Source organism: Streptomyces sp. NPDC039465 (assembly GCF_055639315.1).
In genome coordinates, this window is the sequence record NZ_JBVKAP010000001.1 from 543,895 (window position 1) to 558,167 (window position 14,273).

General features: G+C 72.9%; 15 protein-coding genes. 7 read left to right on the plus strand and 8 right to left on the minus strand.

Going from position 1 to position 14,273, the window contains the following annotated elements:
* Positions 1-26: 26 nt before the first annotated feature.
* Complete coding sequence (locus ACZ7LT_RS02510) at positions 27-779, minus strand: bifunctional DNA primase/polymerase (protein WP_471233055.1); 753 nt, start codon at positions 777-779, stop codon at positions 27-29.
* A gap of 194 nt (positions 780-973) precedes the next feature.
* Between ACZ7LT_RS02510 and ACZ7LT_RS02515 the strand changes: the two genes are divergently transcribed.
* Positions 974-1,828, plus strand: a complete 855-nt coding sequence (locus ACZ7LT_RS02515) for a glycerophosphodiester phosphodiesterase (protein WP_471233058.1) — start codon at positions 974-976, stop codon at positions 1,826-1,828.
* A 40-nt stretch (positions 1,829-1,868) separates the two neighbouring features.
* Here the strand turns inward: ACZ7LT_RS02515 and ACZ7LT_RS02520 are convergent, their stop codons facing one another.
* Positions 1,869-2,489, minus strand: a complete 621-nt coding sequence (locus ACZ7LT_RS02520; RefSeq protein ID WP_471233060.1) for a TetR/AcrR family transcriptional regulator — start codon at positions 2,487-2,489, stop codon at positions 1,869-1,871.
* Between the two features lie 131 nt (positions 2,490-2,620).
* On the opposite strand from ACZ7LT_RS02520, the gene ACZ7LT_RS02525 reads away from it, so the two are divergent.
* Together ACZ7LT_RS02525 and ddaH are read left to right on the plus strand one after the other, a co-directional pair.
* On the plus strand, positions 2,621-2,809 hold the full coding sequence (locus ACZ7LT_RS02525) for a DUF6243 family protein (protein ID WP_471233062.1): 189 nt from the start codon (positions 2,621-2,623) through the stop codon (positions 2,807-2,809).
* 111 nt (positions 2,810-2,920) lie between these two features.
* Entirely contained in the window at positions 2,921-3,748 is an 828-nt protein-coding gene (ddaH, locus tag ACZ7LT_RS02530; protein ID WP_471233066.1) for a dimethylargininase, read from the plus strand.
* A 22-nt stretch (positions 3,749-3,770) separates the two neighbouring features.
* Here ddaH and ACZ7LT_RS02535 read toward each other — a convergent pair whose 3' ends face one another.
* Positions 3,771-4,103, minus strand: a complete 333-nt coding sequence (locus tag ACZ7LT_RS02535; RefSeq protein WP_471233069.1) for a MazG-like family protein — start codon at positions 4,101-4,103, stop codon at positions 3,771-3,773.
* A gap of 127 nt (positions 4,104-4,230) precedes the next feature.
* On the opposite strand from ACZ7LT_RS02535, the gene ACZ7LT_RS02540 reads away from it, so the two are divergent.
* Complete coding sequence (locus ACZ7LT_RS02540) at positions 4,231-4,554, plus strand: nuclear transport factor 2-like protein (protein WP_471233072.1); 324 nt, start codon at positions 4,231-4,233, stop codon at positions 4,552-4,554.
* 229 nt (positions 4,555-4,783) lie between these two features.
* Here ACZ7LT_RS02540 and ACZ7LT_RS02545 read toward each other — a convergent pair whose 3' ends face one another.
* Both ACZ7LT_RS02545 and ACZ7LT_RS02550 read right to left on the minus strand, forming a co-directional pair.
* Positions 4,784-5,647, minus strand: coding sequence for a PhzF family phenazine biosynthesis protein (locus ACZ7LT_RS02545; RefSeq protein WP_471233075.1), 864 nt, complete (start codon positions 5,645-5,647; stop codon positions 4,784-4,786).
* 586 nt (positions 5,648-6,233) lie between these two features.
* Positions 6,234-6,986 carry an SDR family oxidoreductase gene (locus ACZ7LT_RS02550; protein WP_471233078.1) on the minus strand — a complete coding sequence of 251 codons (753 nt, stop codon included), beginning with the start codon at positions 6,984-6,986 and terminating at the stop codon, positions 6,234-6,236.
* Positions 6,987-7,119: 133 nt separating this feature from the next.
* On the opposite strand from ACZ7LT_RS02550, the gene ACZ7LT_RS02555 reads away from it, so the two are divergent.
* Entirely contained in the window at positions 7,120-8,763 is a 1,644-nt protein-coding gene (locus tag ACZ7LT_RS02555; RefSeq protein ID WP_471233082.1) for an alkaline phosphatase D family protein, read from the plus strand.
* Between the two features lie 89 nt (positions 8,764-8,852).
* A complete protein-coding gene (locus tag ACZ7LT_RS02560; RefSeq protein ID WP_471233085.1) occupies positions 8,853-10,151 on the plus strand; it encodes a Bcr/CflA family multidrug efflux MFS transporter in 1,299 nt (432 codons plus the stop codon).
* Between the two features lie 10 nt (positions 10,152-10,161).
* Here the strand turns inward: ACZ7LT_RS02560 and ACZ7LT_RS02565 are convergent, their stop codons facing one another.
* Complete coding sequence (locus ACZ7LT_RS02565) at positions 10,162-11,418, minus strand: hypothetical protein (RefSeq protein ID WP_471234767.1); 1,257 nt, start codon at positions 11,416-11,418, stop codon at positions 10,162-10,164.
* Positions 11,419-11,636: 218 nt separating this feature from the next.
* On the opposite strand from ACZ7LT_RS02565, the gene ACZ7LT_RS02570 reads away from it, so the two are divergent.
* Positions 11,637-12,626: a small ribosomal subunit Rsm22 family protein gene (locus ACZ7LT_RS02570; protein WP_471233087.1), complete on the plus strand. Its 990-nt coding sequence runs from the start codon at positions 11,637-11,639 to the stop codon at positions 12,624-12,626.
* Between the two features lie 43 nt (positions 12,627-12,669).
* Here ACZ7LT_RS02570 and ACZ7LT_RS02575 read toward each other — a convergent pair whose 3' ends face one another.
* Entirely contained in the window at positions 12,670-13,182 is a 513-nt protein-coding gene (locus ACZ7LT_RS02575) for a GNAT family N-acetyltransferase (RefSeq protein WP_471233091.1), read from the minus strand.
* Positions 13,173-14,147 (minus strand): XRE family transcriptional regulator, encoded by a 975-nt coding sequence (locus ACZ7LT_RS02580; RefSeq protein WP_471233095.1) that lies wholly within the window; start codon positions 14,145-14,147, stop codon positions 13,173-13,175. Before ACZ7LT_RS02580 ends, ACZ7LT_RS02575 begins: the two co-directional genes overlap by 10 nt.
* Positions 14,148-14,273: the final 126 nt, after the last annotated feature.

The window sequence follows — 14,273 nt, forward strand, 5'->3', positions numbered from 1 at the left end:
GTCAGCGGCTCACGTGCGGGGCGGGGTCAGCGGCTCAGCGGCCAGGCGACGGCGTGGTCGAGGGACTCGTCCCGGCCCTGCGCGTGGCGGGCGCAGGCGTCGGTGAGGGCTTCGAGGAGGGTCAGCGGGTCCGGGAGCTCGTGTTCGGGGCCGCGGACCCAGTCGACGGTGTGGTCACCGGGGAGCCGGGCCGGAGGGACGAGGACGTAGCTGCCGCGGCAGTGCCAGCGCAGGCCCGGATGTTCGTCCATGGTCTCGGGGTGGCAGTCCAGCTCGCAGGGCCACCACTCGTCCTCGTCCTCGGGGGTGCCGCGGGTCGCGGTGAAGAAGAGCATCCGCGCCTCGTCGTGCGCCTCACCGCCGGAGCGGGCGACCGGTCCGACGTCGACGCCTTCGGCGAGCAGCCGCTCCAGGGCGGCCCGGCCGGCCTCCAGCGGGACGTCCAGGACGTCGTGGACCATGCCGGTCGCGGTGATGAAGTTGGCCTGGGGCTGGTTGCGTACCCACCGTTCGAGCTGGGCACGATCGGTGGTGGACTGGGTCTGCCAGGCGAAGGAGACGGGGTGTCTGGCCGGGGTGGGACAGCCGATGCGCTCACAGGAACAGCGGTAGCCGACGGGATGGGCGGCGGGGGCGAGGGGCAGGCCCGCGGCGGCGACGGCCAGGAGCAGCCTTTCGCGGTGCGCGCCGTCCGGGTCGGCGGGCTGCTTCGGTGCCCGGCGCAGCCACTGCGCAAGTTTGCTCCCCGTGCCGCGGTAGCGGCCGATACCGTCGCCCATCTATCCCCTCACACCTCACGCTCGCCCCGGCCCACGCGGCGAAAGCCGCGCGGCGAAACTCCTGCCATGGTCCCACCATCCTGCGCCTCGGGTGACCGGAGTCCCCAACCGGGGTACGGCGGCCGATTCCGGCGTACGGATCCGTCGGGTGTCATTGACCGTTTTGTCCAGATATGCCGATCTAGCGTGAGGGTATGGCCCCACCGACTCCGCCGGCTCCGCTGACGTCGCCGGCCGCCCTGACCGCCCTGACCTTGGCGGGCCTCGCCGCCCTGCTGCCACCGCCGGAGTGGGGCGCGGCGGGGCGGGAGCGGGCGGCGGCCGGGGTGACGATCGACACACTGCCCCGCGTCGTCTACACCGCCCACCGCGGCGGCGCGCTGGAGTCCCCGGAGAACAGCATGTCCGGGCTGACGGCGGCGTACCGCGGCGGGGCGGCGTCGGTGCTCGACGTGGACGTACGGATGCTGCGCGACGGCACGCTCGTCGCGATGCACGACCGGACCCTGGACCGTACGACCTTCTCCCGCGGCCCGGTCCGGGAGCTGGACGCGCGCCAGTGGCGGGCGGTACGGCTGCGGGGCACCCGGCCCGCCGAGCGGCCGCCGACGCTGGCGGAGGTCCTCGACCGGTTCGGCGGGCGGGCGGTCCTGATGCTGGAGGCGAAGGACCCCCGGAGCCTGGAGCGGCTGGCCGCGATGGTGCACGGGCGGGGGCTCGCGGCGTCGGTGCTGGTCAACTCCCACCACCCGGAGGTGGCGCGCGCGGCCCACACCCTGGGACTGCGGGCCCAGCTGTGGCGCTCGGCGCGGCAGCTGCGGACGGACGACCCGTCGCGCTGGCGGGCGTACGTGGACGTGCTGGACGTGGACCACCGGGCGCGGGACGAGGATCTGCGCAGGGCGGTCCGGTCCGGGATCGCCCGGGTGTGGGCGCACACGGTGAACACGGAACAGGACCGGGACAGGGCCCTGCGGCTGGGCTGCGACGGCATCATCACGGACGCGCCGCGCCGCCTGGCGGGGGCGGGCGGCCGGGCCAGGGGCTAGGCGTCTCCGGTCCCGTCTCCGTGTCCGCGTTCGACAGGGGCTAGGCGCGGGGGGCCAGTCCGTGGAGGGCGTAGTCGACGAGGGTGTCGGCGTACTCGTGGGTGAGCGGCAGGGTGCGCAGCATCCAGCGGTGGGTGAGGGGGCCGACGAAGAGTTCGAGGGCGATGCGCGGATCGATCCCGGGGCGTACGTCCCCGGCGTCCTGGGCCGCCTCCAGCCGCCGTACGTAGTGCATGAGCTGCGGCTCCAGGAGCTGCTCGACGAACTGGGCGCCGAGCTCGGCGTTGATGACGCCCTCGGCCGCGAGGGCGCGGGAGGGCACGTCGTAGGTGGGGTCGTTCAGCTCGTCGACGGTGGCGCGCAGCACGAAGCGCAGGTCGGCGGCGAGGTCGCCGGTGTCCGGGATGCCGCTGTCGGCGTCGCCGCCGAGGGCTTCGTTGGCCTGCCGGCCGAGGTCGACGAAGGCCTCCAGGAGGACGGCGGCCTTGGAGGGCCACCAGCGGTAGATGGTCTGCTTGCCGACGCCGGCGCGGGCGGCGATGCCCTCGATGGTGGTCTTGGCGTAGCCGACCTCGCCGACGAGGGCGAGGGCGGCGTCGTAGATGGCGCGCCGGGAGCGTTCGCTGCGGCGGGCGGAGTCGGGTGCCTTGGTGTCTGCCATGGCAGCAATCTAGCAGCGAGCGAGGCGAGACGTATCGTCTTAACAAGACGATACGTCTCGTCCACTCTTGAGGAGTCGCCGGGAACCCCCGGCGAGCGAACCGAGCCCTCAAAAAGGGAGAGGAGTGCCATATGACCCGTGGTGGAGCAGGGAACATGCTGGGAGTCGGCGGGACCCGGCAGAAGCTCTCGCGCAAGGCGCTGCGCGGGAACGGCGGAGCGGCGGCCGGGCACGGCATCGATCCGCTCGCCCAGAAGCGGGAGTTGCTGCGGAAACTGAAGGAGGGCCGTACGGCACGTACGACACGCGACGGCTCGTGATCCCGTCGATGAACCACCCTTTCGGCTCAATGCGCGAGGGCTCCTCACACCGCACCATGGGCAGCACGCACAACCGTGCGTCGCACCCGGCCCGTTCGTGAGGAGCCCTCTTTGCGCTCAGCACCACGCGAGGCATCGCCCCGCCGCTACCTGATGTGCCCACCCACGCACTTCCAGGTCACGTACTCCATCAATCCGTGGATGGACCCCGCTAAGCCGGTGGACCTGGGGCTCGCCCTCGCCCAGTGGGAGGATCTGCGGGACCGCTACCGCTCGCTCGGCCACACCGTCGAGCTGCTCGACCCGGACCCCGGCCTGCCGGACATGGTCTTCGCCGCCAACGGCGCCACCGTCATCGACGGGCGGGTGCTCGGCGCCCGGTTCTTCCACCCCCAGCGGACGGCGGAGGCCGCCGCCCACCGCGCGTGGTTCCGCGCCCACGGCTACACCGAGATCCGCGAACCCGAGCACGTCAACGAAGGCGAGGGCGACTTCGCCGTCACCGACTCGTACATCCTGGCCGGGCGAGGCTTCCGCTCCAGCCCGCTGTCGCACGACGAGGCGCAGGAGTTCTTCGGCCGGCCGGTGATCGGCCTCGACCTCGTCGACCCGCGCTACTACCACCTGGACACGGCGCTGTGCGTCCTGGACGACACGGCCGACGAGATCATGTACTACCCCGCCGCCTTCTCCCCCGGCAGCCGCGCCGTGCTCGCCCGGCTCTTCCCGGACGCGCTGCTCGCCGACGAACCGGACGCGGCCGCCTTCGGCCTGAACGCGGTGAGCGACGGCCGGCACGTGATGCTGCCCCAGACCGCGCTGGGGCTCTTCGGTCCGCTCCGGGAGCGGGGCTTCGAACCGATCGGCATGGACCTCGGGGAGCTGCTCAAGGGCGGCGGCAGCGTGAAGTGCTGCACGCAGGAGCTGCGCGGCGGCTGATCAGGTCGAGCTGAGGGGAGGTTCACCGCTCCGGGTCGGCGGCGGGCGGCGCGCCGCGCGCCGCCACCCGGGCAAGGTTGGCCTCGAAGACGCGGGCGGCGTCCGGGGTGAGGGTGCGCAGGGCGACCATCGCCGTGATGATCACGTCACAGAGCTCGGACTCCACGTCCTGCCAGGTGTGGGTCGTGCCCTTGCGGGGGTTCTGACCGGTGGTGCCGATGATCGCCTCGGCGACCTCACCGACCTCCTCGGACAGTTTCAGCACCCGCAGCAGCGCCTTCTGCTGGGGCGGGAAGGAGCTGTGGGCCTCCAGCCAGGCGTGGAGGCCCTCGACGGTCTCCCAGGTGTCGTCCATGGGTGTGAGCCTGCCAGGTCGGTCCCCGGCGGGGCGGCCGCGGCGGTGTACGGGTGGGCAGTGCACCACCCGTACATCCGCGTACGCCTCCGTACGCCCCCCTGTGCCCCACCGAGGAGCCGCTGCCATGACCATCCCCGTCGACCGGCTGTCCGACCCCGCCGTACGCGCCTTCGTCACGGCGCTCAACGCCAACGACCGCGACGCCTTCTTCGGCGCGCTGACGCCGGACGCGACCATGTCCGACGACGGTTCGGACCGTGACATCGACCAGTGGACCGACAAGGAGGTGTTCTCCTCGCGCGGCCACATGGAGATCGAGTCGGAGAAGGACGGCGGCCGGGCGCTGGTCGCCCGCTACCGCAACGACGCCTGGGGGGAGATGAGGACGGCCTGGCGGTTCACGGTCCAGGACGGGAAGGTGAGCCGCTTCGAGACCGGCCAGGCGTGAGGCGACCGCGGCGCCGCGCGTGAGGCCGCTTGGTCGCGAGACCGCGGCGGGAACTGAGTCAGGCGGCCCGCCGGCCGCGGTGCCGGGTCTGAGCCCGGCGGCCGCTTGCCCGCGGCGCCGGGCCTACGGGCAGCAGGTCGTCAGAGCGCGGCGCAGGGCCTGCGGGCAGCAGCCTGTCGTCAGACCGTGGCGCCACGCCTGAGGCCGGCCGCCCGTCAATCCGCGTCCGTCAGGCCGGGATGCGGGCTCCCGTGCCGCCGACCCGGACCCGCGGGTCGCCGGTGCGCAGCTCCACCGTCAGGGTGCCGGGGCGTCCCATGTCCTCGCCCTGGTGCAGGGTGAGGACGGTCGCCTCCGGGACCAGACCGAGCTCGCGGAGGTACGCGCCGAAGGCGGCGGCCGCGGCGCCCGTCGCCGGGTCCTCCACGACGCCGCCCACCGGGAACGGGGCGCGGACGTGGAACACCGTCTCCGACGCGCGCCACGCCAGCTGAACCGTCGTCAGTTCCAGCCGGTGCATGAGGGCTTCCAGCCGGGCGAAGTCGTAGTCCAGGTCCGCGAGGCGCTCCCGGGTCGCCGCGGCGAGCACGAGGTGGCGGGCGCCGCCGAAGGCGATCCGGGGCGGCAGGGCGGGGTCGAGGTCCGCCGCGGGCCAGTCGAGGGCGGCCAGCGCCTCGGTCACGTCGGCGGCATCGACGGCCTCGACGTGCGGCTCGACGCTGGTGAGCATGGCCCGCAGGGTACCGTCCTCCTCCTTGGACACGGTGACGGGCACCGTCCCGGCGGGGGTCTCGAAGACCAGCTCGCCGGGGCCGATGCGCTCGCCCAGCGCGATGGAGGTGGCGATGGTGGCGTGCCCGCAGAACGGCACCTCCGCCTTGGGGCTGAAGTACCGCACCCCGAACGCCCGCCCGTCCGGCGGCCCGGTCAGAAACGCGGTCTCGCTGTAGCCGACCTCGGCGGCGATCGCCAGCATCTCGGCCTCCCCGAGCCCGGAGGCGTCCAGCACGACCCCGGCGGGGTTGCCGCCGGCCGGGTCGCCGGAGAAGGCGGTGTAGTGGAGTACGTCGGTGGTGTGAGATGTGCTCGTCATGCCCCGCTCAACGGCGCGGGGTGCGTGGCTTGTTCCCGCCGGTTTGATTCCCCCACCCCGCCCCTTCCCGAAACCCTGCCGGGGGCGGGTGGGGGGTGACCATCCGGGGGCGAAGCCCCCTGGCCCCCCGGGGGGCGGCAGCTTCGCGCCGCAGAGAAAGCGCTGACGCGGAGGCGGCAGCTGCGCGCCGCGGACGGACCCCGTTGTGGCCATGCGCCCGGCCCGGGGGCGGCAGCTTCGCGCCGCCCGTTGTGGGCATGCGTTCCGCAGGGCTGGGGGTCCCCCCGGACGGAGTCTGGGGGAGGGTGGGCACAACGCCCCGACGGGCGGCGTCCTCTCGGTCCCGGCCCACCCCGACGGGCCTCGGGTCCACCCGGACGAGCGGCGCCCCTTTCGGTCCGGGCCCACCCCGACGGGCCTCGGGTCCACCCCGACGGGCCCGCCCCCGCCAAGGACCCGCCCAGCCCCACCGGCCCGCCCCGCGCCAAGGGGCCCGCCCACCCCGATGGGCCAAGGCGGTCCGCCCCGAACGCCCCCGCCAGGGAACCGCTCCGCCACCCGGGCGTACCCCCGCGGCGTCGTCCCCTCAGCCGCGCCCGATGTACGGCATGTTCGTCGCCATGACCGTCGCGAACTGGACGTTCGCCTCCAGCGGCAGGCCCGCCATGTGCACCACCGTCCGCGCCACATCCCCCGCGTCCATCACCGGCTCCACCGCCAGCTCGCCGTTCGCCTGCAGGATGCCCTGCTGCATCGCCTCCGTCATCCGCGTCGCCGCGTTGCCGATGTCGATCTGGCCGCAGGCGATCCGGTACGGGCGGCCGTCCAGGGAGAGGGATTTGGTCAGGCCCGTCAGTGCGTGCTTGGTCGCCGTGTACGGGGCCGAGTGCGGGCGGGGGACGTGCGCCGAGATGGAGCCGTTGTTGATGATCCGGCCGCCCTGCGGGCGCTGCTCCTTCATCGCCCGGAACGCCGCCTGCGCGCACAGGAACGCCCCGGTCAGGTTGACGTCCACGACCGAGCGCCAGGCCTCGTAGGTGAGGTCCTCGAAGGGCACACCCCCGGGGCCGAACGTGCCCGCGTTGTTGAAGAGCAGGTCCACCCGGCCGTACCGCTCCCGTACCGCCTCGAAGAGCGCCGCCACCTCCCCCGGTGACGTCACGTCCGTCGGGACGGTGAGGCAGGGGCCGCCCGCCAGTACCGCCGTCTCCTCCAGCGCGTCCGCGCGGCGACCGGCCAGCGCCAGCGACCAGCCCGCCTCCGAGAGGGCCGCCGCCACGCTGCGGCCGATACCCGAGCCCGCGCCCGTCACCACCGCGATCTTCGCTTCAGCGTTCATGGGGCCGCAGCGTACGTGAGGTCGGTGCACAGGGAACTCATCTGTCCGACACGCGGATGTTCTGTACCCGACAACGCCCGGCCTTGCCCCGCCACTGCAATGCCATGGACAACAGCCGCCAGGGGAGGGTCACATGACACCCTTAGACCGCCACGCCTCCGAATTCCGGGCCGCCGCCCGTCACTTCGTGCGTCACGTCGACCGCCGACGGTTCCTCACCGTCACCGGCGCGGCCGCCGCCCTCGCGTTCGCCGCCGAGCTGCCGGGCGCGGGTGCCGCGAGCGCCGCCGAGCTCGACGCGGCCCGGGTCACCGAGGACCCGTTCACCCTGGGCGTCGCCTCGGGCGATCCGCTGCCCGGTTCGGTGCTGCTGTGGACCCGGCTCGCCACCCGTCCGTACGAGCCCGGCAACGGCCTGCCCCGGGCCCGTGTCGAGGTCCGCTGGGAGCTCGCCCGCGACGAGGGCTTCCGCCGGATCGTCGCTCGCGGCAGCGCCACCGCCCACCCGGAGTACAACCACACCGTGCACGTCGAGGCGAAGGGCCTCGCCCCCGACCGCGTCCATTGGTACCGCTTCCGCGTCGGCCGCTGGATCAGCCCGGTCGGCCGTACCCGTACCGCGCCCGCCCCCGGCGCCCGTATCACCGAGCTGAAGCTCGCCGCCGTCTCCTGCCAGGCGTACCACGACGGCTATTTCACCGCGTACCGTCACCTCGCCGACGAGGACCTCGACGCCGTCTTCCACCTCGGGGACTACCTCTACGAATACGCGGTCAACTCCGCCGGCGGTGTCCGCAAGTACACCGACCGGGTGCTGCCCGCCCACTTCAACCGCGAGACGGTGACCCTGGAGGACTACCGGCTGCGGTACGCGCTCTACCGGACCGACCCCGACCTGCGGGCCGCGCACGCCGCGCACCCGTTCGTCGTCACCTGGGACGACCACGAGACCGAGAACAACTACGCGGGCGGCATCCCGGAGAACGGCGTGCCCCCGGAGGAGTTCCTGCTGCGCCGCGCCGCCGCCTACCGCGCGTACTGGGAGAACCAGCCCCTGCGCGCCCCGCAGCGGCCCGACGGCCCGGACATGCGGCTCTACCGCCGCCTCCACTTCGGGCGCCTCGCGCAGTTCGACATCCTCGACACCCGGCAGTACCGCTCCAACCAGGCGTACGGGGACGGCTGGCAGACCCCCGGCCCGGAGTCGCAGGATCCGGCGCGCACGATGACCGGCGCGACGCAGGAGCGCTGGCTGCTCGACGGCTGGCAGCGTTCGCGTGCACGGTGGAATGTGATGCCGCAGCAGGTCACGTTCGCCCAGCGGCGCAATCTGCCGACACCGGACTCCAAGCTGTCCATGGACGCCTGGGACGGCTACACCGCCTCCCGCGACCGCGTCCTGGCAGGTGCCCGCGCGGCCGGTGTCGACAATCTCGTCGTCCTCACCGGTGACGTCCACGTCGGCTACGCCTTCGACCTGAAGGCCGACTTCGACGACCCGGCGTCCCGTACGGTCGGAACGGAGATCGTGGCCACCTCGATCGCCAGCGGCAAGGACGGTACGGACAAACCTGCCAACTGGGACAATCTCACCCGGGCGAACCCGCATTTGAAGTTCTACAACGGGCGCCGGGGCTATGTGAACGTCACCCTGTCCCAGTCCCAGGCCCGAGCCGACTTCCGCACGGTGTCACATGTCACCACGCCCGGTGGCACCATCGCCACGGCGGCGTCGTTCGTGACCGAGGCGGACGACCCCGGCCTTCAGCCCGGCTAACTCGCCGCCCCCGGCAGCCCCGCCCCGCTTTCCCCATGCCTCTCGGTGAGCTGAGAACATGGGGAAAGTTCAACGAAACGGAGCTGTCGATGCCGGAGAGCGGCCAGAGCACGCAAGGTCACATATCGAGCCCGCGCGCGAAGGCCGCACCCCCGGCCGCGCGGCGGGCAAGTCTCCTCGTCACCCTCATCCTCGGCGGCCTCACCGCGCTGCCCCCGCTCTCCATGGACATGTACCTCCCGGCCCTGCCGGAGGTCACGGACTCCCTGCGGGCGCCCGCCGCCACCATCCAGCTCACGCTGACCGCCTGCCTCCTCGGCATGGCCCTCGGCCAGCTCGTCGTCGGCCCCATGAGCGACAAGTGGGGCCGCCGGCGGCCGCTGCTCATCGGCATGGTCGTGTACGTCGCCGCCACCGCCGTCTGCGCGCTGGCGCCCACCGCCGAACTCCTCATCGGCTTCCGGTTGCTCCAAGGCCTCGCCGGAGCCGCCGGGATCGTGATCGCCCGGGCGATCGTCCGCGATCTGTACGACGGCGTCGAGATGGCCCGCTTCTTCTCCACGCTGATGCTGATCTCCGGCATGGCCCCGATCGTGGCCCCCCTCATCGGCGGCCAGATCCTCCAGGTCACCGACTGGCGGGGCGTCTTCCACGTCCTCGCCGTCATCGGCGTCCTGCTCACCTTCGTCGTATGGAAGTGGCTCGCCGAGACCCTGCCCGCGGAGCGGCGGCACAGCGGCGGTGTCGGCGCGGCCCTGCGGACCATGCGCGGGCTGCTCGCCGACCGGGTCTTCACCGGCTACATGCTGGCCGGCTCCCTCGCCTTCGCCGCGCTCTTCGCCTACATCTCCGCCTCGCCGTTCGTGGTCCAGGAGATCTACGGCGCCTCACCCCAGACCTTCAGCCTGCTCTTCGGCGTCAACTCGGTCGGCCTGGTCGTCGCCGGCCAGATCAACGGCAAGCTGCTCGTCGGCCGCGTCAGCATGGACAAGACCCTCGGCTTCGGCCTCGCCGTGATCACCCTGGCGGCGACCGCGCTGCTGCTGATGACGTCCGGTGTCTTCGGCGATCTCGGCCTGGTCGGGGTCTCGGCCGGGCTGTTCGTCCTCATGTCGGCGATGGGTCTGGCGCTGCCCAACACCAACGCCTCGGCCCTGATGCGCACTCCGCACGCCGCCGGTTCGGCGTCGGCACTGCTGGGGACGGGCTCGTTCCTGGTGGGCGCGGTGGCCTCGCCGCTGGTGGGGATCGCGGGCGAGACGACCGCGGTGCCGATGGCGGCCGTCCAGCTCAGCTGCGCGGTGGCGGCGCTCGGCTGCTTCCTCGGCCTGTGCCGGCCGTGGCGGAAGCAGCCCGCGCAGCTCGCGCAGCCGGGGGCCGAGGCGTAGGCTTGGGCCGTCAGTCGCGGCGGGGGTAGCCGATGAGATGGACCCGGTCCTTCGCGTCGGTCCAGCGGAAGATCCCCACGCCCCCGACCTCCACGCCCGGCAGCCGGACGTTGGCGGCGAGCGGCTCCAGGTCGCCGGTCGCCAGGTCCGCCTCGACGGGGGTGCCGTGGCCCGCGAGGGCGTCCGCCGCGTTCCGTACGCCCGCCGCGCCGTAGACGAGGCCGTCGTCCGTGACGGTGGCGAGGCTGGGCCGATGGGTGCCGTCGGCCTCCTCGAAGCAGTGGCCCTTCTTGCGCTCCAGGTCGAAGGCGAGGTTCCCGGCGATCAGATAGCGGCCGTTCGGGGAGAGGACCGCCTGCGGATGGTCACCGGGCTCTATCGCCGGTTTGCGGCACTCGACCTGGACCAGCGGGGCGCCGGTCGCCGAGTCGTGGACGGCCCAGATGTCGTGCGTGGCGGCCCGCTTGGCGCCCTTCTTCTGCTGCCAGCGGGCGACGACCCGGCCGGGCACCACGGAGGTGGGCAGCCCGCCGGTGGCCTCGGCGCCGCTGGGCGGGCGGTTGCGGCTGAACCAGCCGCCGCGCACCCAGAACTCCCGCGCCCCGCCCACCAGCAGGCCCTTCCCGGTCACGCCGTGGACCTCGGTGAGGCGGCGGCAGTCCGCGCAGCCGGCCGGGTGGCCGAGCTTGTCCGGCGGGACGGTGGTGACCTCGCCGGTCTCCGGGTCGACAGTCGCGCTCCTCGCCTTGCCGTCGGTGATCAGCAGGGCGGGGCCGGTGCCGGTCACCGTCGGCGCGTCCGCCCAGGGCACCTCGAACCGGCGGCGGGCGCCGTCCTCGGCGTCGTACACGTCGAGGGAGACGAAGGTCCCGGCCGGGGTCCAGGAGTCGGCGCCGGCCTTCCCGTACGACCAGGTCACGAAGTACCGCCGGTCGCCCTTGGTGAGGGAGAGCAGATGCGGATACGTGCCGGGGGCGGTCAGCGGCCGCCACGGCTTGCCCGCCCACAGCGGCCTGCCGGTCGCGGTATGGAGGGTGCGCAGCCGGAACTGGGTGGCGTCGACCCGTTCCAGATAGCCGAGCGTGTCCGGCCCGGCCAGGGCGTGCACCGCCGACGCCTTGGGGATCTCCCAGCCGCGACCGGTGTCGTACGCCTCGGGGACGGCGAGCCTGGTCGCCGGGCCGGGGGCGCTCTTCTTCACCGGCTTCTTGGGCCGGGCGTCGTCCGCGCCGCCGCCGGGGCCGCACATCGACAGCAGCAGGATCATCGCGAGGACGGCCGCTCCGGCCAGGAGGGCCGTGCGGACGGCGCGTTCCCGGGGGGTGGCGCCGAGGGCGGCGCCGGTGAGTCCGAGCCGTCCGAGACCGCCGCCCCTGGGCCTGGTCCGGGTCCTGCGGAACGTCCCTCCGATGCGCACTGCTGGCCCCCCGATGAGCACCGCCGCCTCGACAACGGGCGTCAGCGTATCCCGCCTAGGATGGGCCGGTGAACGACTCCCTCCCCACCGCCGATGTGCTGCGCGGCGCGCTGGCCGGACTGCTCGACGGGCTGCCGCCGAAGCAGGCGGCGCAAGCCGTCGAGCGGCTGATCGCCAACTACCGGGGCACGACCCCGACCGATGCCCCGCTGCTCCGCGACCGCTCGGACGTGGCGGCGTACGCGGCGTACCGCATGCCGGCGACCTTCGAGGCGGTACGGGCCGCGCTGGGCGCGCTGCGGGACGCGGCGCCGGACTGGGCGCCGGCGACGCACACCGACATCGGCGGGGGTACGGGCGCGGCGAGCTGGGCGGTCGCGGAGGCGTGGGACTCGGCGGCGCGTACGACGATCCTGGACTGGGCCGAGCCCGCGCTGGCGCTGGGCGAGGAGCTGGCCCGGGCGTCGGGGATCGAGGGGCTCACGGCGGCGCGCTGGCAGCGCTCTCGGATCAGTGCGTCGCTCCGGATCGAGAGCAGTGATCTCGTGACGGTCTCGTACGTGCTGAACGAGCTCACCGTGGCGGACCGGGCGGCCGTCGTCGAGGAGGCCGCCCGCGCGGCGCAGGCGGTCGTGATCGTCGAGCCCGGCACCCCGGACGGCTACGAGCGGGTGATCGCCGCCCGCGACCGCCTGATCGCGGCGGGCATGACCGTGGCCGCCCCCTGCCCGCACAGCGCGGCCTGCCCGATCGTGCCGGGCACGGACTGGTGCCACTTCGCGGCCCGGGTCAGCCGCTCGTCCCTGCACCGGCAGGTCAAGGGCGGTTCGCTGCCGTACGAGGACGAGAAGTTCAGCTACGTCGCCGCCACCCGCTTCCCGGTGACCCCGGCCGTCTCCCGCGTCACCCGGAAGCCACAGATCCGCAAGGGCCAGGTCTTGCTCGACCTCTGCGCCCCGGACGGCCTCGAACGCTCCACGGTCACCAAGCGCCACGGCGCGCTCTACAAGACGGCGCGCGACACGGAGTGGGGCGACGCCTGGCCACCGCCGGAGTGAGCCGGGGGCCGGGGGCGGCACGGTTCAGGGGTGTACTCCCGGCTCAGACGGTGTGCAGCGTGCGCACCATCACCGCGTACACGGGAGAGTCGTCGGATGGCTTGGCCTCATCCCGCTTCTCATAGCCCCACTTCTCGTACAGAGCTTGCACCTTGGGGTGGGTGGAGTCGACGAGGAGCGTCACGAAGTCGACGTCGACCGACTGGATCAGCGCGTCATGGATCTGCCGCGCCCGGCCGGTGCCCTGCCACTGGGGCACCACCATCAGCTCCGACAGGGCGAAGATCCGGCCGCGCACGCCTCTGGGCCGATCCGTTCCCTTCCACCAGCCGCCCGGTTTGAACTTCGAACCGTACGCGTATCCGACGGGGCCGCCGGCCTCCCACCCCGAGACGCACCGCCAGTCCTCGCGGCCTGACCACAGGTCGACGAAGTACGAGAACCTTTCGCGCGAGTGGAACGGGTCGGGATCGTCCGCGTACACCTCATCGTGTACGTCCAGGAGCAAGGAGCGGACGTCCGGCGCGTCGGCGTGCGTGTACCACTTCAGGTCCATCGGCGTGACTCCTCCATCCAGCTCACAACCTCGGGCGCCTTCGTGCCCGTGGCCTCGATGACTTGGCGCGTTCTGGTGAGCGTGTTCGTCACGCGCTGGGACCCGGACGCCGGCAGCAGCATGGCGTAAGCCCGTCTTCCGGTTGCGCACGCCAGTTCCGCCTCCCCCTGCCTGGCCTGGGACAGCGACAGATGTGCCGTGTAGAGCGCCCGGTTGCGGACCATGTCGCCAGGAATGGCGGCGAGGGTACGGTGAAGGCAGGACTCGGCCCGCTCGTGCTCCCCGAGCGCCGTCCAGACGTACGACGACAGGGCGTCGAACTCAGCCCGGCTGTAGAACGTGATCCACGTCGACAGCCCCTCACCTCGGGCCCGTCCGAAAGCCCTCTCCGCAAGGTTCAAGACCCGCAACGACTCCACGGGCCGGTGCAGCCTGGCCAAGGCGTTGGCGTGCCGGATGTGCCCTAGCGATGCGTACAAGGGGTCGCGCCGAGCCACAGACGAGCGCTTCATCACCTCCGCACCGGCCGCAGCCTCGGCGTGGTTCTCCCGCTGGCTGGAGGTGAGCATCAGATGGTCCCAGACCCGGTACATGGTCTCGCTGTCGCGCGCGAGGCCCGCGAGGGTCAGGGCCGTGTCCAGGTGGGCTCGGGCGCGCTGCGGGTCGCTCGCGTCAATGGCGGCGAAGGCCGCCAGGCATGTGACGTCGGAAGCGAGCCGGTACATCTGACGCCGAACGCGGTCCGAGGTGCCGCCGACGCCGAGCGAGGACTGGATACGCGCCGCGAGCTCGACGGCCTTGGCCTGGGTCTGCCGCGTTCCGCCGAGTTGGTCATCGCGCAGCAGTTCGGCGTACTCCCGGCGAAACCGGTCGGCGTCGGGCTGTCCCAGCCGCGAGCGTCGCGCCGGGGCGGCAGCGGCGACAGCAGTGCCTGTCGCTGCGACAAGAAAGGTACGGCGGTGCACTGGAGCCTCCGCGTGTGCGGCAGTACGTGGTGGGTCGAACCCTAAAGCCGACACGGGGCACCCGAACACCGCTTCCAACGCGGCGCAAGTGCGACCGATCGGCCTGCGGGTGCTCCCGTTCAGCAG

Excerpts from the sequence above, each read along its gene's own strand:
- ACZ7LT_RS02510 (WP_471233055.1), bottom strand. The coding sequence starts at position 779 with ATGGGCGACGGTATCGGCCGCTACCGCGGCACGGGGAGCAAACTTGCG.
- ACZ7LT_RS02515 (WP_471233058.1), top strand. The coding sequence starts at position 974 with ATGGCCCCACCGACTCCGCCGGCTCCGCTGACGTCGCCGGCCGCCCTG.
- ACZ7LT_RS02520 (WP_471233060.1), bottom strand. The coding sequence starts at position 2,489 with ATGGCAGACACCAAGGCACCCGACTCCGCCCGCCGCAGCGAACGCTCC.
- ACZ7LT_RS02525 (WP_471233062.1), top strand. The coding sequence starts at position 2,621 with ATGACCCGTGGTGGAGCAGGGAACATGCTGGGAGTCGGCGGGACCCGG.
- ACZ7LT_RS02535 (WP_471233069.1), bottom strand. The coding sequence starts at position 4,103 with ATGGACGACACCTGGGAGACCGTCGAGGGCCTCCACGCCTGGCTGGAG.
- ACZ7LT_RS02540 (WP_471233072.1), top strand. The coding sequence starts at position 4,231 with ATGACCATCCCCGTCGACCGGCTGTCCGACCCCGCCGTACGCGCCTTC.
- ACZ7LT_RS02545 (WP_471233075.1), bottom strand. The coding sequence starts at position 5,647 with ATGACGAGCACATCTCACACCACCGACGTACTCCACTACACCGCCTTC.
- ACZ7LT_RS02550 (WP_471233078.1), bottom strand. The coding sequence starts at position 6,986 with ATGAACGCTGAAGCGAAGATCGCGGTGGTGACGGGCGCGGGCTCGGGT.
- ACZ7LT_RS02555 (WP_471233082.1), top strand. The coding sequence starts at position 7,120 with ATGACACCCTTAGACCGCCACGCCTCCGAATTCCGGGCCGCCGCCCGT.
- ACZ7LT_RS02560 (WP_471233085.1), top strand. The coding sequence starts at position 8,853 with ATGCCGGAGAGCGGCCAGAGCACGCAAGGTCACATATCGAGCCCGCGC.
- ACZ7LT_RS02565 (WP_471234767.1), bottom strand. The coding sequence starts at position 11,418 with ATGATCCTGCTGCTGTCGATGTGCGGCCCCGGCGGCGGCGCGGACGAC.
- ACZ7LT_RS02575 (WP_471233091.1), bottom strand. The coding sequence starts at position 13,182 with ATGGACCTGAAGTGGTACACGCACGCCGACGCGCCGGACGTCCGCTCC.